25 protein-coding genes are annotated in these 20,898 nt (G+C 67.9%); 16 read left to right on the forward strand and 9 right to left on the reverse strand.

Going from position 1 to position 20,898, the window contains the following annotated elements:
* The first annotated feature begins 19 nt into the window (after window positions 1-19).
* Window positions 20-220 carry a hypothetical protein gene (locus tag ACW171_RS14990; protein ID WP_492094357.1) on the forward strand — a complete coding sequence of 67 codons (201 nt, stop codon included), beginning with the start codon at window positions 20-22 and terminating at the stop codon, window positions 218-220.
* A 7-nt stretch (window positions 221-227) separates the two neighbouring features.
* Here ACW171_RS14990 and ACW171_RS14995 read toward each other — a convergent pair whose 3' ends face one another.
* Window positions 228-1,361 carry a cell wall hydrolase gene (locus tag ACW171_RS14995; protein ID WP_492094358.1) on the reverse strand — a complete coding sequence of 378 codons (1,134 nt, stop codon included), beginning with the start codon at window positions 1,359-1,361 and terminating at the stop codon, window positions 228-230.
* Between the two features lie 456 nt (window positions 1,362-1,817).
* Here ACW171_RS14995 and ACW171_RS15000 point away from each other — a divergent pair, with 456 nt between their 5' ends.
* Window positions 1,818-2,000 (forward strand): hypothetical protein, encoded by a 183-nt coding sequence (locus ACW171_RS15000; RefSeq protein WP_492094360.1) that lies wholly within the window; start codon window positions 1,818-1,820, stop codon window positions 1,998-2,000.
* A gap of 215 nt (window positions 2,001-2,215) precedes the next feature.
* Window positions 2,216-2,575 (forward strand): DUF6481 family protein, encoded by a 360-nt coding sequence (locus ACW171_RS15005; RefSeq protein ID WP_492094362.1) that lies wholly within the window; start codon window positions 2,216-2,218, stop codon window positions 2,573-2,575.
* Between the two features lie 66 nt (window positions 2,576-2,641).
* Here ACW171_RS15005 and ACW171_RS15010 read toward each other — a convergent pair whose 3' ends face one another.
* On the reverse strand, window positions 2,642-5,878 hold the full coding sequence (locus ACW171_RS15010; RefSeq protein WP_492094364.1) for a PAS domain S-box protein: 3,237 nt from the start codon (window positions 5,876-5,878) through the stop codon (window positions 2,642-2,644).
* Between the two features lie 260 nt (window positions 5,879-6,138).
* Between ACW171_RS15010 and ACW171_RS15015 the strand changes: the two genes are divergently transcribed.
* The 5 genes from ACW171_RS15015 to ACW171_RS15035 all read left to right on the forward strand — a co-directional run bounded on the left by ACW171_RS15015 (window position 6,139) and on the right by ACW171_RS15035 (window position 10,539).
* Window positions 6,139-6,618 (forward strand): Dps family protein, encoded by a 480-nt coding sequence (locus ACW171_RS15015; protein WP_492094366.1) that lies wholly within the window; start codon window positions 6,139-6,141, stop codon window positions 6,616-6,618.
* 90 nt (window positions 6,619-6,708) lie between these two features.
* A complete protein-coding gene (locus ACW171_RS15020; protein WP_492094368.1) occupies window positions 6,709-7,911 on the forward strand; it encodes a cell wall hydrolase in 1,203 nt (400 codons plus the stop codon).
* A gap of 67 nt (window positions 7,912-7,978) precedes the next feature.
* Entirely contained in the window at window positions 7,979-9,547 is a 1,569-nt protein-coding gene (locus ACW171_RS15025) for a sensor histidine kinase (protein WP_492094369.1), read from the forward strand.
* A 51-nt stretch (window positions 9,548-9,598) separates the two neighbouring features.
* On the forward strand, window positions 9,599-10,003 hold the full coding sequence (locus ACW171_RS15030) for a response regulator (protein WP_492094371.1): 405 nt from the start codon (window positions 9,599-9,601) through the stop codon (window positions 10,001-10,003).
* Window positions 10,000-10,539 carry a BLUF domain-containing protein gene (locus ACW171_RS15035; protein ID WP_492094373.1) on the forward strand — a complete coding sequence of 180 codons (540 nt, stop codon included), beginning with the start codon at window positions 10,000-10,002 and terminating at the stop codon, window positions 10,537-10,539. The genes ACW171_RS15030 and ACW171_RS15035 overlap by 4 nt, the downstream gene beginning before the upstream one ends.
* A gap of 4 nt (window positions 10,540-10,543) precedes the next feature.
* Here ACW171_RS15035 and trxB read toward each other — a convergent pair whose 3' ends face one another.
* Window positions 10,544-11,551, reverse strand: coding sequence for a thioredoxin-disulfide reductase (gene trxB / locus ACW171_RS15040; protein WP_492094375.1), 1,008 nt, complete (start codon window positions 11,549-11,551; stop codon window positions 10,544-10,546).
* Between the two features lie 70 nt (window positions 11,552-11,621).
* Here trxB and ACW171_RS15045 point away from each other — a divergent pair, with 70 nt between their 5' ends.
* Window positions 11,622-11,915, forward strand: a complete 294-nt coding sequence (locus tag ACW171_RS15045) for a glycine zipper domain-containing protein (RefSeq protein WP_492094377.1) — start codon at window positions 11,622-11,624, stop codon at window positions 11,913-11,915.
* Window positions 11,916-11,918: 3 nt separating this feature from the next.
* Here ACW171_RS15045 and ACW171_RS15050 read toward each other — a convergent pair whose 3' ends face one another.
* From ACW171_RS15050 to ACW171_RS15070, 5 genes are all read right to left on the reverse strand, one after another.
* Window positions 11,919-12,902, reverse strand: coding sequence for a mitochondrial fission ELM1 family protein (locus tag ACW171_RS15050; protein WP_492094379.1), 984 nt, complete (start codon window positions 12,900-12,902; stop codon window positions 11,919-11,921).
* The gene (gene greA / locus ACW171_RS15055; protein WP_492094381.1) at window positions 12,893-13,366 is read right to left on the reverse strand and encodes a transcription elongation factor GreA; all 474 of its coding nucleotides are present in this window, start codon (window positions 13,364-13,366) and stop codon (window positions 12,893-12,895) included. The genes ACW171_RS15050 and greA overlap by 10 nt, the downstream gene beginning before the upstream one ends.
* Before the next feature lie 159 nt (window positions 13,367-13,525).
* Window positions 13,526-13,741, reverse strand: a complete 216-nt coding sequence (locus ACW171_RS15060; protein WP_492094383.1) for a hypothetical protein — start codon at window positions 13,739-13,741, stop codon at window positions 13,526-13,528.
* A 50-nt stretch (window positions 13,742-13,791) separates the two neighbouring features.
* On the reverse strand, window positions 13,792-14,457 hold the full coding sequence (locus ACW171_RS15065) for a glutathione S-transferase family protein (protein WP_492094385.1): 666 nt from the start codon (window positions 14,455-14,457) through the stop codon (window positions 13,792-13,794).
* Between the two features lie 60 nt (window positions 14,458-14,517).
* Window positions 14,518-14,733 (reverse strand): cysteine protease, encoded by a 216-nt coding sequence (locus ACW171_RS15070; protein ID WP_492094387.1) that lies wholly within the window; start codon window positions 14,731-14,733, stop codon window positions 14,518-14,520.
* Between the two features lie 93 nt (window positions 14,734-14,826).
* Here ACW171_RS15070 and selD point away from each other — a divergent pair, with 93 nt between their 5' ends.
* The 3 genes from selD to ACW171_RS15085 are packed head-to-tail and all read left to right on the forward strand — an operon-like array spanning window position 14,827 to window position 17,765.
* Complete coding sequence (gene selD, locus ACW171_RS15075; protein WP_492094389.1) at window positions 14,827-15,870, forward strand: selenide, water dikinase SelD; 1,044 nt, start codon at window positions 14,827-14,829, stop codon at window positions 15,868-15,870.
* Window positions 15,867-16,982, forward strand: a complete 1,116-nt coding sequence (gene mnmH / locus ACW171_RS15080; RefSeq protein ID WP_492094391.1) for a tRNA 2-selenouridine(34) synthase MnmH — start codon at window positions 15,867-15,869, stop codon at window positions 16,980-16,982. The genes selD and mnmH overlap by 4 nt, the downstream gene beginning before the upstream one ends.
* A gap of 9 nt (window positions 16,983-16,991) precedes the next feature.
* Window positions 16,992-17,765, forward strand: coding sequence for an RNA methyltransferase (locus ACW171_RS15085; protein ID WP_492094393.1), 774 nt, complete (start codon window positions 16,992-16,994; stop codon window positions 17,763-17,765).
* A gap of 17 nt (window positions 17,766-17,782) precedes the next feature.
* Here the strand turns inward: ACW171_RS15085 and ACW171_RS15090 are convergent, their stop codons facing one another.
* Window positions 17,783-18,145 (reverse strand): hypothetical protein, encoded by a 363-nt coding sequence (locus ACW171_RS15090; protein ID WP_492094394.1) that lies wholly within the window; start codon window positions 18,143-18,145, stop codon window positions 17,783-17,785.
* 94 nt (window positions 18,146-18,239) lie between these two features.
* On the opposite strand from ACW171_RS15090, the gene ACW171_RS15095 reads away from it, so the two are divergent.
* From ACW171_RS15095 to ACW171_RS15110, 4 genes are read left to right on the forward strand one after another with little or no spacing between them, the layout of a single operon-like run.
* Window positions 18,240-19,346: an S-(hydroxymethyl)glutathione dehydrogenase/class III alcohol dehydrogenase gene (locus ACW171_RS15095; protein WP_492094396.1), complete on the forward strand. Its 1,107-nt coding sequence runs from the start codon at window positions 18,240-18,242 to the stop codon at window positions 19,344-19,346.
* A 29-nt stretch (window positions 19,347-19,375) separates the two neighbouring features.
* A complete protein-coding gene (locus ACW171_RS15100) occupies window positions 19,376-19,759 on the forward strand; it encodes a VOC family protein (protein ID WP_492094398.1) in 384 nt (127 codons plus the stop codon).
* The gene (gene fghA, locus ACW171_RS15105; RefSeq protein WP_492094400.1) at window positions 19,759-20,592 is read left to right on the forward strand and encodes an S-formylglutathione hydrolase; all 834 of its coding nucleotides are present in this window, start codon (window positions 19,759-19,761) and stop codon (window positions 20,590-20,592) included. Before ACW171_RS15100 ends, fghA begins: the two co-directional genes overlap by 1 nt.
* On the forward strand, window positions 20,589-20,819 hold the full coding sequence (locus tag ACW171_RS15110) for a hypothetical protein (protein WP_492094402.1): 231 nt from the start codon (window positions 20,589-20,591) through the stop codon (window positions 20,817-20,819). The genes fghA and ACW171_RS15110 overlap by 4 nt, the downstream gene beginning before the upstream one ends.
* Window positions 20,820-20,898 lie beyond the last annotated feature (79 nt).

A 20,898-nucleotide genomic window follows, 5' to 3' on the forward strand; every position in this document is an offset into this window, starting at 1 on the left:
AGACTGGAAGGAGAGTTCCATGGCCACGGCCCCGAAGATTCCCATGGAGCAGAGCCGGTTCGCAGACACGGGCGAGGTTGCAGCGGACGCCGGCCTTCCGCGTGACGGCGCGAACGACGTCACGCCCGTTCCAGACGATAGCGCGGAGCCAAAACCGCAGGACCACTACGGCAGCTTGAAGCAAAATCTGACGACCCATTGGCGGGTCGAGGAGCGCTAGGGTGGGATCAGACCTGGGGCGTGCTGACGGCGGCGGAATCCGTCGCTGCCGGCTTGGCGGAAGCGACGGCCGGCGTCGCGATCGGAGCCGGCGTCACGGCCGGTGCGGGTGCCGCCACGGGAGCTGGCGCCGCGCTCGGCTGGTCGTCGCCGCGGGTGGCGGCTTCCTGGGCCAGGACGGCCGTATAGGCGATGGCCTGACCGGCCTGACGCACAGTCTCGGTCGGATCGATGCCCGCATAGACCGCGCGCTGGACATCGGCGCCGGTCGAGCCGCGTGCGGCGTAGCTGAAGGCGTTGGACGATCCGGCGCGACCGCCGTAGCGATAGAAGACGTGATTGCCGACCTGGGCCACCCGCATGAAGCTGTTGCGCCACGAGGGTGCGACACCCGTGGTGTGGAAGAAGGTCGCATTGCCCACCCCCGCATAGACCGCACCCGACAGGGCGGCCGAGGCGATGGTGCGCGCCCGGTTCCAGGCGGCCGGATTGACGCGCGCGCGCATCGAACCGTCGCAGGTGAAGCTGAACTGGCAACCCACGCGGCGGCCCGACCCCTGGAAGACGACACCGCAGACGCTGGACGGGAAGGAGGCGTGGCGGGCGCGGTTCAGGACGACCTGGGCCACGGCGCGCATGCCGTCGGCGCCTTCGCCGCGAGCCTCGTAATAGGCGGCCTGGGTGAGGCATTCGAGGTCGCGCGAGGCGTCCAGCGCATTCGAGATGCGGAAGGGACGGGCGGCGGCGGAAATATCGGTCAGGTTGGCCCGGCGCAGGTCGCTGCGGGCGTTGTCGGGGCGCAGCTGTTCCAGCCGCGCGGTCAGAAGCTCGGCCTGACGGTCACGCCGGGCGGCGCCGGCGACCGTATAGGGATCGTGCCGACGGGCGATGGTCAGGGCGCTGGCGTCCAGGCCCCCGGCGGCGGCGGCGAGCGCCTCTTCGGTGAAGCCTGCAGCGGTTGCGCCCTCCAGACGTTCGGCCTGGGCGCGGACGGTCGTCGCCTTGGCGACCGCTCCTCCCAGATAGGCGCAGCCGATTCCCAGCCCCACGAGAGCGCCGAACGCCGCAGCCGCCTGCACGGGCCTGATCTTGGCCGCACGGTCGGCATGCGAAATCGCACGCTGTTGCGAGAGATGGAACAAAGGCGTCGTCCTATTCAGCAGGGCGGGAAAGTCGCCCCCGGGTCGTCTGCAGAACTGGGCGACATACGGGTCGCCGTTAACCAGCTTGCGAATCGGTGGTCGGTGAACGCCTGACCGCCGAAGGATGGGCCTTAAGCCATCCGTTTATGGCCTCAATGTGTTTGAGTCGCAAGATGTCGCTGCACTGCAGCAATTGTGGCCGAGGCGCAGGTTTCGATGAGATCAGGCTGGCCCGATTGTGCTATTCGGCGGCCGTTGTCGGCACGGATGCCGTATCGGTTTGCACAAGCCAGTCTCTGGCTGCGGCGGTCTGTCGCCCGGCCTGCTGTTCGTGGGTCTTTTTATTGTATTCGACGGGCGTGATCGGTGTCGGTCGACTGTGAGGGCCTTGCGCCAGGGAACGGGCCGCCCGGCCCGGCGTTGAAGCGTGACCTTAACCAAGCTCAGGACTTCGCCATGCGCCGCTCTGTTGTCACCGCCGCCGCCTTCGGCGCCCTCGCCCTGGGTGCGACCGCCCTTTCCGCCTGCGGTCACACGACCGAACAACGCGCCGCCACGGGCGCGATCGCGGGTGCCGTGGTCGCCGGTCCGGTCGGCGCGGCGGTGGGCGGTGCGGCCGGGGCGGCCCGCCCGGACTAGTTTCGGAACGCTCGAACATCTATCTAAGGGACGCCCGGCGGGTGCGTCCCGGCGATGACGGTTCGTCGAAGAACGGCCCTGTTCGCCGATTAAGAGACCCGCGCGCTTGATTTACGGCTCCGTTTCGGCTTTGCCGACGCCCGGACGCCGTGGCGATCCCCGCCTTCGCCGGAACCGGCGTGGGTCCACCCCTCGAAGGACGACCGACCGACCGCATGAGAGATCTGAAACAAACCGGCTTCAGCGACCGCATCTCCACCCAGCAGGAGGCCAAGAAGGCCCTGCTCGCGAAGTTCAAGCCCAAGGCCGCCGCGCCGGACCCCGAGTTCGACAAGCTGGCCGAGAAGCGCGCCGCCGAGAAGGAAGCCATCCGCCTTCAGCACGAGGCCGCCAAGGCCGAAGAGCGCCGCGAGAAGGCCGAGAAGGAAGCGGCTCGCCTGGCCGCAGAACGCGAGACGGAAGAAGCCCTGGAGGCCGAGAAGCGCGCCAACCGCAAGGAGCGCAAGCAACTCACCAAGGAAGAGCAAAAGGCCGCTCGTGACGCCAAATACGCCGCCCGCAAGGCGCGCAAGTAGTCACCCACTGCTGATCGACGCTTCGAGGCCCGCCGCGACAACGCGGCGGGCCTCGGCTTGTCCGGCTCAGCGCGCCACGCCGGTCTCGGTCGTGATGAGCAGGTCGCCCAGCGCCTCGCGCAGCTGCTCGTTCGAGTAGGGTTTCCTGAGGAAGGGCCACGGCGCGTCGGCCAGCGCCAGGTCGACGTCGTCGCCCGCGTAGCCCGACGTCAGCATGATCGACATCTGCGGCCAACGCTCGGCGCAGATCCTGGCCAGTTCCACCCCCGTCATCCCGCCTGGCATGACAATGTCAGACAGCATGACGTCGAACCTCCGCCGTTCGAGCAGGCCCAGCGCCTCTGCGCCCGTCTCGGCGGTCTCGACCTCCAGCCCCATTCCTTTCAGCAGGTCCATGGCGATGGCGGCGACGCCGGTATCGTCCTCGACCAGCAACAGGGTCTGGCCGGCCTTCATATGACCCGGGGCGCGACGCGGCGCCGCCTGAGCCGCCTCCTCCACGGGGGCGGGCGGCAGGTAGAGCTTGATCTCCGTGCCCTCGCCGACGGTCGAGGTGATGCCGACGCCGCCGCCCGACTGGCGCGCGAAGCCGTAGACCTGGCTCAGGCCCAGGCCCGTGCCCTTGCCGACCGCCTTGGTGGTGAAGAAGGGCTCGAACACCCGGCGCATGGTGACCGCGTCCATGCCCGCCCCCGTGTCCGACACGGTGACGCAGACATAGTCGCCGGGCGGCAGGTCCAGCACCTCGCCCGGCTCGACTTCGCACGCTTGGGTCTGGACCGTGATCTGCGCCCCCTCGGTCTGGCCGCGCTCGGCCACGGCGTCCCGCGCATTGACGATCAGGTTCAGCAGGGCCGCCTCGAACTGGGCCGGATCGACGATCACGCGCGCCCCGCCACGACGCAGCTTGAGCCTGTAGCCGACCGCCTCACCGACCGCGCGACGCAGCAGCGGGTCGCTTTCGCGGATCAGGGCGTTGATGTCGATCGCCTCGGGCCTCAGGGCCTGACGCCGCGAGAAGGCGAGAAGCTGGTGCGTCAGCCGTTCGCCGCGCCGCGCCGCCGACAGGGCGGCCTCGCCCAGCTTCTGGCGACGCGCGGCGTCCTCCGGCGACTTCAGGATCAGGTCCAGCGCCCCGATCACCACGGTCAGCAGGTTGTTGAAGTCGTGCGCAACCCCGCCAGTCAGACGCCCGACGGCCTCCATCCGCTGGGCATGCATCAGGTCGGCCTCGGCCTTGGCCTTCTCGGCCAGGGCATCGCCGACGCGTTCTTCCAGGAGTTCGTTGATCCGCTTCAGGTCGTGTTCGACCCGGCGCGCGTCGGTGACGTCGAAAGCCACGCCGACGAAGCCGAGGATCTCGCCGCCCGGTCCGAAGCGCGGCCGCGAGAAGGATTTCAGCCAGCGGTATTCGCCGCTGTGATGCAGATAGCGCGCCTCCAGGGCGAAGGGCTCGCCGGTCGCCTCGCCGGCGATCGATTCCTGGACCAGCCGCTCGTGATCGTCGGCATGGATGTGGGTGCGCCAGTCGGCGGTGCGGACGCTTTCGTAATCGCCACCCATGAACTGGACATAGGCTTGGTTGACGAAGGCCCGGCTGCGGTCCTGTTTGGTCACCCAGATCAGGACCGGCGCCGTGTCGGCGATGTCGCGGAACCGGGCCTCGGATTCCAGCACTTCGGCCTGGGCGCGGGTGCGTTCGACCTCTGACCAGGCGCGGTCGGCGACTTCCTCGACCAGTTTGATCTCGCTCGGTGTCCAGGACCGCGCCGTCACGCTGTGGACATTGATGAAGGCTTTGATCTGACCCGAGCGGAACAGGGGCACGACCACGAAGGCTCCGATCTGAACCCCCTCATAGACGGCGAGATTGGCCGAGGTGCGCGGGTCGGCGGCGACGTCGGAGACGACGACGGTCTCTCCGGCCAGCAGGCCTTCGCTGACGGCGCGGCCGAAGTCCTCGATCCGGGTGTCGCCGACGATGCTGGGCGCACGCTCGGTCCAGTCGCGGCGCAGGCGGTAAACGCCCGCCTCCGCATCCATCTCGCCATAGCCGACGCGTGACACGTTCAGCACCCGGCCGAGCACGCTCTGGGCGTGGTCGATGACATCGTCGGGATCGTTCAGGTCCCGAACCCCGTCCGAAAGCTCCAGCAGGAAACGCTGGCGGCGTTCCTGTTGCGCCAGGGCGTCCAGCGCCTCCCTCTGGGCGGTGACGTCGAACGACAGGCCGACATAGCCCTGGAACACGCCCTCGCCGTCGAAGCGCGGGTTCACCGACACCCGCATCCAGCGCCAGGCGTCGTCGTGGCGCTGGAAGCGGCACTCGAACGAATACGGCAGCAAAAGCGCCCGGGCCCCGGACTGGGCTGCCTCGACGCCGGCCACATCGTCGGGATGGATCGTGGCCTTCCACGAATGCCCCATGAATTCCTCGCCGGGCTTGCCGTAGAAGTCGATCAGGGCCTTGTTGACGAACTCCACCTCGCCGTCGGCATTGGTCAACCAGACGGGGGAGGGGGCTGTGTCGGCCATCAGCCGGAACCGGGTTTCGCTCTCACGCAGCGCGCTCTCGGCCGCCTTGGCGTCGGTGATGTCGACGGTGACGGCGATATAGCCAGACTGCGCTCCGTCCGCATCGCGCAGCGCTCGCAGACTGGTGAGCGCCCAGACCACCGATCCGTCGGGTCGGATGTAGCGCTTCTCAAGCTGGCCGCCTTCGCTGTCGCCCGAGCGGACGCCGGACAACAGGTCGAGGGTCCGCTTGATGTCGTCGGGGTGGCTGACGTCCTGGGTGGTGATGCCGATGACCTCGGCCCGGGAATATCCCAGCAACTCGGCAAATCGCGCATTCGCGCTGAGAACCGCGCCGTCGAGCCCGACGCGGGCGATGCCGGCGGAGGCCTGGTCGACCATGGCGGACAGTTCCGCCTCATTGCTGCGCTGGGCGTCCTGAGCCGTTTCGAGTTTGGCGATGGTCTCGCCCAGACGCGCCAGTGTCTTTCTCAGCGAGGCCGCCACGATGGTGACGAACACGCCGACCACCAGAAAGTTGAAGGTCGCCATACGCCCGGCCGGCGTGCTCACGCCGACGCCGAACGCATCCGGGCCTGCGATCGCCCAGGCTCCCAGCAGGGCGGTCACGGTCGCAATGAATCCCGCATTCCGACCCGCCGTCAGCGCGGCCAGGACCACACCTGGAAGCAGAATGGTCGTCCCCGCGATGCCGCTGCCGGCGTAGACGCCGGACATGGAAAGCCGAAGGACGAGGGACAGGGCGGCCCACGCCAGTCCGATCAGCACCGTCCGCCAAAGGGACTGCGGCCGCACGGCCGCAAGGCGCGCGAGCAGGGCGTCCGTGCCCTTTATGCCGCCTGGGAACCCTCCAGCACTCAATCGATACCCCCGGTTCGCGCCACTGCGCGATAAACGGCAACGCTTTCCAATGACTTGCGTTCCGCGCCTCGACAATGCCCGGCCGCGATCGCGGTCCCGGCCTTGGCGGAACGCGTCGGAACGCCTACCTGCGCAGACGATTAGAGACTGTCGCCAAAGGAGCAAGCATGACCGCAACGATCGACACGGGCCTGACCAAGGCCGAACGCAGCGACGTGGTTCAGGAACTGTCCAAGGTCCTGGCCGACAGCTTCGCCCTGTACCTGAAGACCCACGGCTATCACTGGAACGTGCGGGGTCCGGAATTCTTCAGCTATCACACCCTTTTGGAAGAACAGTACCGCGAGATCTGGGCGGCGCTGGACCTGATCGCGGAACGCATCCGCGCGCTCGGCGAGTTCGCGCCCCAGGCTCATTCGGCCTTCGCCAACCTGACCTCCATCAAGGACGGCGACCCGGAGAACGACGCCCCGGCCATGCTCAAGGAACTGATGAAGGACCATGAGACGGTCATCGCCACCTGCCGCGCGGCCCTGACCGTGGCGGACGACGAGGGCGACGATGTCTCGGTCGATCTTCTGACCCAGCGTCTGGCCGCCCACGAAAAGGCCGCATGGATGCTCCGCTCTACATTGGGCGGTCGCTGAACCCGCTGTAATCTGCGGCCTGAAAAGCGCCGTGATGCGGGGCCATAAGCCCTGCCTCCCGGCGTCGAGGCGCCCCCAGTCCAGAGCCGCATGCCCTTATCGTTCGCCAAGACTGTCGACTGGACCAGAGTGAAGACCTCGGTCCGCCGCTATGCCGCCGCCGCTCCCGCGGCGCTAGCGGCGCTCGGCGTGGCGATGGCGGCGTCCTCCACGGTGCGGCCCGACAGTGATCGTACCGCCGAGGCGGTGGCCCGGATCACGGAGGGCGATCTGTCGGCGCGCGGCCTGGCCGCACTCAGCGCGCGGATGGACCCGGCCCAGCTGGCCCTGGCGATCCGTTTCGACCCGAATGAAAATCGCGCCGCGCTTTTGGGCCTGACGCCCGGCTGGGAAAGCCTGACCCTGGCCGGGCGTCCGTCATTGGAGCTCGGCGTCAACGGCCTCGACGCGCAGAAGCGGAATGCCGCCATGCCCGCCGCGATCGGCGCGCTGCGTTCGGCGCGGCCGTTCGTCCTGGAAACCGCGACCCCCGCCGACCGCGAGCGCGCGCTGCGCTGCCTGACGCAAGGCGTTTATTACGAATCCGCCCTGGAAAGCACGGAGGGTCAGGAGGCTGTGGCCCAGGTCATCCTGAACCGCGTGCGCGATCCCAACTATCCGAACACCGTTTGCGGCGTCGTCTTCGAAGGCGCCGAGCGCAACACCGGCTGCCAGTTCAGCTTCACCTGCGACGGCGCCCTGTCCCAGGCCCCGGTCGCCTGGGCCTGGAACCGCGCCCGCGCCGTGGCCGAAAAGGCCCTGGCCGGTCATGTCGCCACCGAGGTCGGCACTGCGACCCACTATCACGCTGACTACGTGCACCCCTGGTGGGCGCCGACGCTCGGCAAGATCACCCAGATCGGGGCGCACATCTTCTATCGCTGGAAGGGGCTGGCCGGCGAGACCGCCGCGTTCAAGCAGACCTACGCCGGACGTGAGCCGACCATCGACGAGGCGCGCTTCTCGCGCCCGCGCCTTATCACCGCCTCTGCCGAGGCGGGCGCGGTTGGGCCGGACGACGCCACCGTCCTGGCCGAGGGCGGGATGAACCTGCGCACCGTCGAGATCGACGGCCAGACCCGCGTCGTCGGCGTGGCCAGCCTGGGCGGTCGTCGTCCGGCCACCGCCGCCGACATCGCCGCCATCAACGCCCGCCTTCAGGCGTTCGAGACGCCGCCGGCCGCCGCGCCCGCCCCGGCGCCCTCAGGCGTGACCGCGATGGACGTCGAGGAAGTCGGTCGACCCGCCAACTGATTGCAACGGCCTCGCTTTCCCCGCATTTACCAGGGGAACGGCGCTTTGCGCCCAAGAAGGCCACCGCGTGCTCGACGAAAAATCCACGATAAAGACCAACTGGACCGAAGCGGAACGACTGACCGCCTTGCGTGCCTATGGCGTTCTGCACACGGAGCCCGAGGCCGCGTTCGACGACGTGGTGAACCTTGCCGCCAGACTTTGTGAAGCGCCAACGGCTCTGATCAGCCTCGTCGATAACGAGATCCAGTGGTTCAAGGCCCGGGTCGGCCTTGACGCCTGCGAAACCGGTCGCGACGTCTCCTTCTGCGACCACGCCATGCGCGAACACGACGTCATGGTGGTGCCCGATGCGACGAAGGACCCTCGCTTCGCCGAGAACGCCCTGGTGACCGGCGAACTCGGTATTCGTTTCTACGCCGGCGCGCCGCTGATTTCGGCCGGCGGACTGCCGCTCGGCTCGCTATGCGTCATCGATTACAAGCCCCGTCCCGAGGGCATAACCGAGCTTCAGGCCCAGTCCCTGAAGGTTCTGGCCGCCCAGGTGGTCAGCCAACTGGAACTTCGACTCGCGCTGGCTCAGCGGGTAGCAGGGGCGACCGATCTCGCCGACGCCGCCATTGCGCTGTCCGAGAGCGAAGCCAAGTTCCGCGCCATCGCCGACTCGATGCCCCAGATGGTCTGGTCGACCCGCGCCGACGGTTTCCACGACTACTACAATGCTCGCTGGTACGAGTTCACCGGCGTTCCCGCAGGCTCCACCGACGGCGAGGGCTGGAACGACATGTTCCATCCAGATGACCAGGCAAGGGCCTGGGGCGCGTGGCGGCATTCTCTCGAAACGGGCGACCTCTACGAGATCGAATACCGGCTTCGCCGGGCGGATGGCGTCTACCGCTGGACCCTGGGTCGGGCGACGCCGATGCGCAATGATGCCGGTGAGGTCACCCGCTGGTTCGGTACCTGCACGGACATCGAAGAGCTGAAACGATCCCAAGAAGGCAAGGATCTGCTCAGCCAGGAACTCAGCCACCGGATCAAGAACATTTTCGCCGTCGTCTCCTCCCTGATCGCCCTGTCGGCGCGTGAACACCCCGAGGCGAAAGCCTTTGCCTTGTCCGCACGCGACCGGATCGCCGCCCTGGCCCGCGCGCACGAGTTCGTGCGTCCTCACTCGGAGGTGTCACAGCCCCTGATCGGCGACACCACCCTGCACACCTTCCTGACCGCGCTGTTCAGGCCCTATGTCGATGAGACCGGAGCCTCGCGCGTGTCCATCGAGGGGGATGACGCGACGTTCGACGATCAGGCCGCGACCTCCGTGGCGCTCTTGTTCCACGAGTTGGCGACCAATGCGGCCAAGTACGGCGCCCTGTCCGTTCCGGGCGGATCCGTGCTGTTGCGCACGCGCAACGAGGACGACCGATTCATCCTGACCTGGACGGAAAGCGGCGGCCCTCCCATCGCCGGAAAGCCCGTAAGACAAGGTTTTGGCTCGGCTTTGTCGGCCCTGTCCGTCGAAGGTCAATTGGGCGGCAGGCTGGAACGAAGATGGGAGGCGGGGGGTTTGGTTCTCGAAGCCGACCTTCCGGCGACCGCGCTATCGCGCCGCAGGGCGGCGTTGAAGCAAGGCTGAAACCGATAACGACGTTCCGCATTTTGGACGTCTGGACACCCATTAAAGACCATGACTTCCCGCATTCTGATCATTGAGGACGAGGCCCTGGTGGCGATGGAACTCCGCTTCGTGCTGGAGGATCTGAGCCATGAGGTCGTCGGCACCGCTGCGGACGCGAAGACCGCGCGATCGGTCGCGGCTGAAACCGACATCGATCTGGCGCTGGTCGACATTCACCTGTCTGACGGGGCCACGGGCATCGACCTGGGGCGTGAACTGGCCGAGCAGGGCGTGACCGTCGTCTTCATGACCGCCAACCCCGGCATGGTGCGCAACGGCGTGGCCGGGACGATCGGTGTCCTGTCCAAGCCGACCGACGAACGCGCGGTTCAGACGGCCGTCGACTACGCATTGAACCGCCGTGCGGGCCGTCCTGTCGAATACGCCCCGCCCGAGCTGATGCTGTTCGCTTGAGCTTCTCGGTCGACGGGCTTCCGGACGACGCGGGGCTGAGCTTCACCCAGGTGCTCTATCGCAGCCGCAGCGTGGCCTCGGTCCAGAGCGGGATGCAGATGTCCGACATTCTCGACGAGGCTCGCGCCGGCAATGCGTGCGACCACATCACGGGCGTCCTGACTTCCGTCGGCGGGTTCTTCGTCCAGATCATCGAGGGGCCCGAGCCACGGATCGACGCCCTGATGAAGAAGCTCGGCAAGGACGCCCGCCACACGGACCTGGAGGTTCTGGAACGCCGCGTGGTCGCCAGGCGGCTGTTCGGCGACTGGGACATGGTCAGCCCGGTGCTGGCCCCTCTGGAAGTCGCGCCCCTGGGCCTTCTGTTCGCGACGCCCGGGGCGGGCATCGACGACTACGCCGCCATCCTGAGCGCCGCCGTGGCGAAGCAGGAGGACATGCTTGAGGGCCGTCGTTCAGGCGATCTCGGCGAACGGCGTGCGGCTGGGCCGCACGACGTGACGCAATCTTCCGTCGACCGTCAGCCCCTCAGCTGAGCCCCTACCAGACCCCGATCTTTTCGGCCTCGTGGTGGCTGATCGGATTGTGCGCCTTGGCGTGATCCTCCTCCGCCAGGAACCGCACCGCCTCCAGCGCCGCCATACAGCCCATCCCCGCCGCCGTCACCGCCTGGCGATAGACGTCGTCGGTGACGTCGCCGGCGGCATAGCAGCCTTCGACATTGGTGGATGTCGTGCCGGGCTTCACCACCAGATAGCCGCCCTGTTTCGTCTCCAGCTGGCCCTGGAACAGCTCCGACGACGGCGCGTGGCCGATGGCGATGAAGACGCCGTCCGCCTGAACCTCTTGCGTCGCGCCGGTCTGGGCGTGCTTCAGCCGCGCCCCTGTGACGTTGGACGCGATCCCGTTCGACTGGCCCAGGATCTCGTCGATGGCGTGGTTCCAGATGACCTCGACCTTGGGATTGGCGAACAGCCGGTCCTGCAGGATCTTCTCGGCGCGGAACTCGTTCTTGCGGTGGACTACGGTCACCTTCGCGGCGAAGTTGGTCAGGAACAGTGCCTCTTCGACGGCTGTGTTGCCGCCGCCGACGACGATGACGTTCTTGCCGCGATAGAAGAAGCCGTCGCAGGTCGCGCAGGCCGAGACGCCGAAGCCCTGGTATTTCTGCTCGCTCTCCAGCCCCAGCCATTTGGCCTGAGCGCCGGTCGAGATGATGACCGTCTCGGCCAGCAGTTCGGTCCCTGAGTCGAGCTTCAGCCGGAACGGACGCTGCGACAGGTCGCACGACACCACGATGTCCTCGATAACCTCGGTCCCGACGTGCAGGGCCTGGGCCTTCATCTGCTCCATCAGCCAGGGACCCTGGATGGTCTCGGCGAAGCCGGGATAGTTCTCGACGTCGGTGGTGATGGTCAGCTGGCCGCCCGGCTGGATGCCGGCGATCACCGCCGGGTTCAGGTTGGCGCGGGCCGCATAGATGGCGGCGGTCCAGCCGGCGGGGCCGGAACCGATGATGGCGACGCGGATCGTTCTCGGAGTGCTCATGGATGCTATCTAGTCGCTGATTCCGCCCTGTGCGATGTCAGGCGTGACGGAAAATCGGGAGAGACGACGGATGGCGACCCAACCGCAACGCAGTTTCATCGGCATCGGTCTGGCCATCGGCGTCGGCGTGGGCGCCGCCATCGGTGTCGCGATGGGCAACCTAGCCATCGGGATCGCGCTCGGCGTGGCTCTTGGGCTGGTCGTCGGAGCCCTGCTGGACGCCCGCGACAAGAAGAAGCACGGTCATCGGGATGGCGACGGCGGAGGTCCCATGGTTTTCGGCGACACCGGCGGCCGATCTTCCAAGGACAATCATGCCGATGACGGCGGTTCCGACGGAGGCGGTGACGGGGGCGGCGACTGACGCCTAGCGTCCCATCGCCTTCAGCACGTCCTGAGCCGCTCGCTCCGTCTCGGCCAGAGGCTCGTAGGACCAGCTTTCCAGCACCCCGTCGAACGGCCGCGTCGCGCCACGCTGTTCCAGGTCGGCATGCAGCCGCGCGAACTTGCCCGGGGCCTTGCGCGCGACCATCGCCAGGACCTGGACCGGCTTGCCCGTGGAGGCCGCCTCGGCCGCCATGTTGGCGCTGTCCTCGGTGACCAGGATCTGGTTGGCGGCCTGCAGGAAGGCGAACAGCGGGTTCGATCCCTGGCCGTCCCAGATCCAGCCGGGCAGCCCGCCCAGCCGCCCCGTCATCGCCGCCTTCGCCGCCTCGGGCGTCCGGCGCGAGAAGGTCAGCATCACCGATCCGCCGACGGCCGTCACGGCCTGCGCGATCCGCTCCGCCAGCCCGGCGGCGTGATCCGCCGTCAGGTCGAACGCCTTCGACCGTCCTCCGATCAGCACGGCGACGCGGGGGTGGGGCAGGGGATCGATACGGTGCGCGAACGCGGGCGCCGCCTCGGCCAGCCTGTCGGCGGTCACCCGATGCGGCGAACCCGTGATGGAGACGACATTGGCGCCCGCCAGTCCGTCATGCGCCGGCGCCACGACCAGATCGAACAGGGTCGGATCCAGTCTCGGGTCCTGCGTCTGGACCACGAAGGTCTGTCCGCCGCTCAGTCGCCGCGCGGCGATCGACAGGGGCAGGGTCGCGCGGCCGGTGGCGATCCACAGATCGGGCCAGGCCTCGCCATCGGCGGGGAACGGCTTACCGGACGCCAGCATCCACGGCGACTTCATCGAGACGGGCAGCCAGTCGAACGCCGGCCGCCAGCGCACGCGCTGTACCTCGATGACAGACGGCCTCAGACGCCCGACGGCTTCCGCCAGTCCGAGCGCCTGATTTTCCATGCCGATACGGCCGTCCGAGACGACCGCGATACGAAGGGGCTTAGGCCCTACTTCCACTCGACCTTGAGGATTTCGTAGGCCTTCACGCCGCCGGGGGTGTTCACCTCGACGGTGTCGCCGACGACCTTGGAGATCATGGCGCGGGCGATCGGGGACGAGATCGAAATCTTGCCCTGTTTCACATCGGCCTCATGCTCTCCGACGATCTGGTAGCGACCCTCGTCCTCGGTGTCCTCGTCGACGACCGTCACGGTGGCGCCGAACTTGACCTGATCGCCCGACAGTTTCGAAACGTCGATCACCTGAGCCCGGGACAGCTTGTCCTCGATGTCGGCGATCGAGCCTTCGATCCAGCCCTGCCGTTCCTTGGCGGCGTGATACTCCGCGTTTTCCGACAGGTCGCCGTGTTCGCGGGCCTCGGAGATCGCGGCGATGACGCTGGGACGCTCCACCGACTTCAATTGCTTAAGCTGATCGTCGAGGGAGCGGTAACCCTCGGCCGTCATCGGCACTTTTTCCATGTGGTCGTGATTTTCTGACTTGTCGCCCGGTAAACCGGAGAGGGGACGTGAGGAGAAACTCTGGCGGATACGCTGGTCGCTGGGCGCGCGCGACCGGCCGAAGAAGCTAGGGCGCCCGGCGCGGAAACTCAAGGTCCGGTCGGGAATGGCCCCGGCGGATCACCCCGCCGATGGTGGCAGGGCGCGGTGACGCTCGTGCGACACCCGGCGATCCAGAAGGGTTTTCGCCACGCCATAGGCGATCCAGGCGATCAATCCGGCGCCGATGAGGGCGAAAATGAGGGACATCACCATCGCTCCGGCCGCCATAAAGGCAAAGACGAAGGCGATGGCCGCACCGAGGCCGGCGGCGATCTGAAGGGTTTTCAAGCGCATGAACCCGTTAACGCGCGCGCTCCGCCCCGGTTGCGCCCGGGCCGTCAGACTCAGGCGTAGGCGTAGGGTCCGCCGCGCTTCAGGGCACGCTGATAGGCCGGGCGGTCGTGGATCGCCTTCAGGAAGGCCTTCAGCCTCGGCTTGTCGCGTCCATAGGGCGCGCGGCTGGCGCCGGCCTCCAGCGGGAAGCTCATCATGATGTCTGCGGCCGAGAAGGCGTCGCCGGCGAACCACTCCGATTTCGACAGTTCGGCCTGCCAGTAGGCGGTGTGGGCCGCGATCTGGGGGTCGATGAAGCTTGACTGTGCCTTGCCGGCGATCGCCTTGACCAAGGGCCGCACCAGGCCGGGCGACCGGGCGGGCAAGGCGCTGAACACCAGTTTCAGCAACAGGGGCGTCATCGCCGATCCCTCGGCATAATGCAGCCAGTAGGTGAACCGCCGCCCCGCCGCCGTCCCCGCCGTGGGCCTGAGCCCGTGACCCGGATAGGCTTCCAGCAGGTATTCGACGATGGCCCCGGTCTCGGCGACGATGATCTCGCCGTCCTGGATGACCGGCGACTTGCCGAGCGGGTGAATGGCCCTCAGCTCAGGCGGCGCCAGCATGGTGTCGGCGTTCCGCTCATAGCGCTTGACCTCGTAGTCCAGCCCCATCTCCTCCAGCAGCCACAGCACGCGCTGCGAGCGAGAGTTGTTCAGGTGGTGGACGATGATCATGACGATGCTCCCCGACGTTGGCCCACCTTAACGAGGTTGACGCCGGGGAGGGCAAGGGTTTCAGGCGCGACCGCTCCAGCGTTGACGCGGATGCGACTGACGCTGGGACTGCCGCCCACGATTCAGGTTCGGGGGCGTGCCGTTGCGGCGGCTCTGCCACAGCTCGTAGGCCAGGGTGGCCAGCGCCAGCTTTCCGGCGTGACGCCCGGCGAACCCGCGTCCGCCTTTCGACAGCAGAAGTCCGCCGAGGACGGTAGCGATGCGGGACAGGGCCATGGTTGTTCTCCTTGAATACCCGCACACAACGGCTGGCCAAGGCTCAGGTTCACGGCTGTTGAATGCCTGCGCGCTTTCGCCCACACCGGAACCATGAGCGCGCCCGAACCCCGTCTGACCTCCCTCGCGCACGGCGGGGGCTGCGGCTGCAAGCTTTCGCCGGGCGTGCTGCGCGACATCCTCTCGGCCATGCCCCAGGCTGCGGCCTTCGCCGACCTGATGGTGGGGACCGAGACCTCGGACGACGCGGCCGTCTGGCGGTTGAACGACCAGCAGGCTCTGGTGGCTACCACCGACTTCTTCATGCCGGTGGTGGACGATCCGTTCGACTTCGGCCGGATCGCCGCGACCAACGCGCTGTCCGATGTCTATGCGATGGGCGGCCGTCCGATCTTCGCCCTGGCCCTGGTCGGGATGCCGGTGAACGTCCTGTCGACCGAGACCATCGGCCGGATCCTCGCGGGCGGGGCCAGCGTCTGCGCCGAGGCCGGCATTCCCGTCGCCGGCGGCCATTCGATCGACAGCGTGGAGCCCATCTACGGCCTGGTCGCCCTGGGTCTCGTCCATCCCGACCGGGTTCTGACGAACCGTGGCGCACGGGTCGGCGACGTCCTGATCCTGACCAAGGGCCTCGGCGTCGGCGTGCTTTCGGCGGCCCTGAAGCAGGAGCGTCTGGGGGACGCGGGCTACGCGACCCTGATCGCCTCGACCACCAGGCTGAACACCGTCGGCGCCGACCTCGCCCAGATGGACGGCGTCCACGCCATGACCGACGTGACCGGCTTCGGTCTTCTGGGCCATGCGCTGGAGATGGCGCGCGGCTCCGGGCTCGGCGTCGAATTGGACGCCGCATCGGCCCCCCTGCTGGACGGCGTCGAGGCCCTCGCCCGCGACGGCGTCCGCACCGGTGCCTCCGGCCGCAACTGGATCAGCTATGGCGAGGGGGTCGTCCTCCCCGTCGGGTTCGCGGACTGGCGTCGCGACCTGCTGACCGATCCTCAGACCTCGGGCGGCCTGCTGGTCGCCGTCGCGGCCGATGCGGCCGAGGCCGTCCTCGCCACCATCCGCGCCGCCGGCTTCGACCGTGCCGCCGTCGTCGGCCGGGTCGTCGAGGGTTCCGGAGTGCGGGTCGTTTGATCCGCCGCACCACCGATCTCTCGGCCGCCGCCCGCGCCGGCTACGACGCGATCATCGACGTCCGCAGCCCGTCGGAGTTCGCCGAGGACCACATTCCCGGCGCCCTCAACCTGCCCGTCCTCGACGACGCCGAGCGGGCCGAGATCGGGACTGTCTACGTCCAGACGTCCAAGTTCCTCGCCCGCCGCCGGGGCGCAGCCAAGGTCGCCCGCAACATCGCCGCCCATCTCGACGGCGCGCTCAAGGATCGGGAAGGAGGCTTCCGCCCCCTGGTCCACTGCTGGCGCGGCGGCCAGCGCTCGGGCGCCATGGTCGCGGTGATGGATCAGATCGGCTGGCCGGTGACGGTGCTGGACGGCGGCTACATGACCTGGCGGCGGCAGGTGCAGACGACCCTCTATGGCCAGGCCGCCTGGTCGGTCGTCCTGCTCGACGGTGGCACCGGCTCGGGCAAGACCGCCCTCCTGCCGCGCCTCGCCCAGCGTGGCATCCAGACCCTCGACCTCGAAGGGCTGGCCGATCACCGGGGCTCCCTGTTCGGGTCGACCGGCCGCGATCAGCCGTCCCAGAAGCTGTTCGAGAGCCGTCTCTACGCCGCCCTCGAAACGCTCGACCCGACCCGCCCCATCCTCGTCGAGGCCGAATCGAGCCGCGTCGGCGCCCGCACCCTCCCGCCCGCCCTCTGGTCCGCCATGGGCCGGGCGCCGGTGATCGAACTCGACGCGCCGGTTCAGGCCCGCGCCGCCTTCTCCGCCCGCGTCTATGCCGACATCGCCTCCGACGCGCCGGCGATGGAACAGGCTCTCAGCCGCCTCCCGCCCCACCATTCCCGCGCCACCGTCGCCGAGTGGAAAGCCATGGCGCGCGACGGCCTTATCCTCGATCTCGCCGCCGCCCTGATCGCCGACCACTATGACCCGGCCTATCGCAGGATGTCGGCGCGCAGAGACCGCCCTTCGCTGGGCAGGATCGCCATGGCCGATGTCTCGGAGCAGGAACTGGAGAAGGCGGCGGATCGCATCGCAGCTCTCGTGTCGGCCTGGGCCGAAGGCCGTGACCTCGCCCCGCGAAGCGAAGCATCCTCCGTCGACCCGCAGGGGGAGAAGAGCTAGTCAGGCGAAATGACCGCCCCCACACCTCCCGTCGTCATCCTCGATCGGTCCCAGATGGCCGAGAACATCGGCGCCGTCGCGCGGGTGATGGCGAACTTCGGGCTGGAGAAACTGCGTCTCGTCGCCCCTCGCGACGGCTGGCCGCAGGAGCGGGCCTGGGCCATGGCGTCCGGCGCCGACTGGGTCCTGGACGGCGTCGAGGTGTTCGACACGGTCGCCGCCGCCGTCGCCGATCTGAACACCGTCTTCGCCACCACGGCCCGCCCGCGCGAGACCCGCCAGCCGGTTCGCACCCCGCGTGAATCGGCCCGCGTCCTCTATGACGATACGGCCTCGGGCCTGAAGGTCGGACTGTTGTTCGGGGCCGAGCGCGCCGGGCTGGAGACGACCGACATCGCCCTGTGCCACGGCATCACCACCATCCCCATCGACCCCCGCCATCAGAGCCTGAACCTGGCTCAGGCGGTCGCGATTAACGCATATGAGTGGCGCACCCTCGTCCTCGACGCCCCGCCGCCGAACTTCCGCGAGGCCGAGCCGCCGGCGTCGGGCGAACTCCAGCTCGGCATGTACGAGCACCTGGAGCGGGAACTGGACGCCGCCGGCTTCTTCCACCCGCCCGAGAAGTTCCGCTCCATGAGCCAGAACCTGCGCGTCATGCTGGGCCGCGCGGCCTTCACCGCAAAGGAGGTCGCGACGTTTCGTGGCGTGATCACAGCCCTGTCGAAGGGGCGGGGGCGGGTGCTGGAACGGCTGGCGAGAGAGCGGGCGGGTAAGAACTGAGCGAAGCGTGATGGCGTCTAGCGTTTGAGGCGTTGCCGTTTGCGACGGCCTGATGCAGTGGCGCTTTCGCTGTTCTCGTACTCAGGCGGCAAGATGAACTTTCCTCTCCGGTCGTATTCCCGATCCCCAATAATAGTGAAGGCGCGCAAGATCCGCGAAAGTCGCCAGAAGACGAAGCCGGTCCAGATGGAACTGAGCAGGAACAAGGGCGCCAAGGCCAACCGGAGCAACCATCCATCGGCGAGAAACAGGGTCATCAGCAGTATGCCGGTTACAACGCTGCTGACCTGGACCGACGGCTGCCGATAACGATGGGCGATGTCGTGGTCTATCCACCTCCGCACGGTGAGATAGGTGCTGCTCCTGTCGAACCGGCTCATGGCGCAACGGTGTGCGATCGGTCGGTGCATGGCAATGGCGAAGCAAGCTCTGGCTCGCTAAAACCCATTCGAGTCGAGAGAAGGAACCGCCCCCATGAAAACCCGCGCCGCCGTCGCCTTCGAGGCCAAACGTCCGCTGGAGATCGTCGAGGTCGATCTGGAAGGCCCGCGCGCCGGCGAGGTCCTGGTCGAAATCAAGGCCACCGGCATCTGCCACACCGACGCCTACACGCTGGACGGTCTGGATTCCGAGGGCATCTTCCCGTCGATCCTGGGCCACGAGGGCGCGGGCGTCGTCGTCGAGGTCGGACCGGGCGTGACTAGCGTCGCCGTCGGAGACCATGTCATCCCGCTCTACACGCCCGAATGCCGCCAGTGTAAGTCCTGCCTCAGCCGCAAGACCAACCTCTGCACCGCCATCCGGGGCACCCAAGGCAAGGGCGTCATGCCCGACGGCACGAGCCGCTTCTCCTACAAGGGCCAGGCGATCGCCCACTACATGGGCTGCTCGACCTTCTCGAACTACACCGTCCTACCCGAGATCGCCCTGGCCAAGATCCGCAAGGACGCCCCCTTCGACAAGGCCTGCTACGTCGGCTGCGGCGTGACCACGGGCGTCGGCGCGGTGGTCAATACGGCCAAGGTCGAGCCGGGCGCCAACGCCGTGGTCTTCGGTCTGGGCGGCATCGGCCTGAACGTCATCCAGGGCCTGAAGATGGTCGGCGCCGACATGATCATCGGCGTGGACATCAACGACACCAAGGAGGAGTGGGGGCGCCGCTTTGGCATGACCCATTTCGTGAACCCGAAAAACGTCTCCGACGTCGTCGCCCATCTGGTCGAGATGACCGGCGGTGGCGCCGACTATACCTTCGACTGCACCGGCAACACGACGGTCATGCGCCAGGCGCTCGAGGCCTGCCATCGCGGCTGGGGCGAGAGCATCGTCATCGGCGTGGCCGAGGCCGGCAAGGAAATCTCCACCCGCCCGTTCCAGCTGGTCACCGGCCGCGTCTGGCGGGGCTCGGCCTTCGGCGGCGCGCGCGGCCGCACCGACACGCCCCAGATCGTCGACTGGTACATGGACGGCAAGATCGAGATCGACCCGATGATCACCCACACCCTGCCGCTGGAACGGATCAACGAGGCCTTCGACCTGATGCATTCGGGCGAGAGCATTCGCAGCGTCGTCGTGTTCTAGAGTTCAACGAGAAACGAGGGAGGAAACACATGTTCACGCACCTGACCGTAGGGGCCAACGACGTCGAGGCGTCGCGCAAATTCTATGATGCGGCGCTCGGCGCCCTGGGCGTTCCGGCGTCGCAGGGACCCGACCCCAAGGGCCGCTACTGGTGGCGCACCGATCGCGGCGCCTTCGCTGTCGGCAAACCCATCGACGGCGAGCCCGCCTGCCACGCCAACGGCGGCACCATCGGCTTCGCGGCCAAGGATCCGGCCATGGTCCAGGCCTTCCACGACGCCGGCGTCGCGGCCGGCGGACGCGCGATCGAGGACCCGCCCGGCGAGCGCAACGGCGCGTTCGGCGTCCTGAACCTCGCCTATCTGCGCGACCCCGACGGCAACAAGGTCTGCGCCGTGCATCGGGTCGGCTGATGGACGTCCTGAAGACCCACGCCGTCCACGGCGGCACGCTGCAGTATCTGAGGCACCACAGCGTCTCGACCGGCACGCCGATGACGCTGTCGGTCTTCGTCCCGCCGGGCGAGGGTCCGTTCCCGGTGCTGATCTGGCTCAGCGGCCTGACCTGCACCGAGGACAACTTCACCACCAAGGCCGGCGCCTATGGCTCGGCGGCCGAGCACGGCCTCATCGTCGTCGCCCCCGACACCTCGCCGCGAGGGGAGGGCGTCGCCGACGATCCCGCCTATGACCTCGGCCAGGGTGCGGGCTTCTATGTCGATGCGACGCAAGGCCCGTGGGCGCCGCATTTCTGCATGGAGACCTATGTCACGGACGAGTTGGTTGCCCTGATCGACGCCGAGTTTCCCACGACGAAGGTCCGCTCCATCAGCGGCCATTCGATGGGCGGCCACGGCGCCCTGACCCTGGCGCTGCGTCACCCCGACCTGTTCCGCTCCGTCTCGGCCTTCGCGCCGATCGCGTCCCCGACCCGCTGCGCCTGGGGCGAGAAGGCCTTCAGCGCCTACCTGGGCGACGACCGTTCCGAATGGGCGAAACACGACGCGGCCCGGCTGATCGAGTCCGGCGCGGCCCGAGGCCATTACGACGACATCCTGGTCGACCAGGGTGGCGCCGACACCTTCCTGGCCGATCAGCTCAAGCCCGAACTTCTGATCGCGGCCGGCGAGGCGGCGGGGCAGGGGATCACCGTGCGGATGCAGCCCGGCTACGACCACTCCTACTTCTTCATGGCCAGCTTCATCGCCGACCATGTCGCCTTCCATGCGGAAAGACTGAAGCGATGACCGACGCGACTGCCTACGACGACCTGTTCGCCGCCCTGTGCAGCGAGCTGGGCCACTGTCTGCATGACAAGGGTCAGAAGAAGGTCATCGCCGCCCTGCCGTCCGGCCTGGATGCCGCGGTGAAGGTGGTGCTGGAGGCGGACGGCGTTGATTTCCTGAACGCCCCCGGCAGCCTGAAGCGCGCAGTGCGCGACTGTCTCAAGGCCAACCTGCCGATCCAGGAATAAAGTCTCTGCATCGGCCTTGATCGAGCCCTCGGCCCACCCATGTCTCGTCGATGGCCCATGAAGACGTCAGATTGACCGG

Source organism: Brevundimonas sp. FV1ye28, from assembly GCF_058681135.1.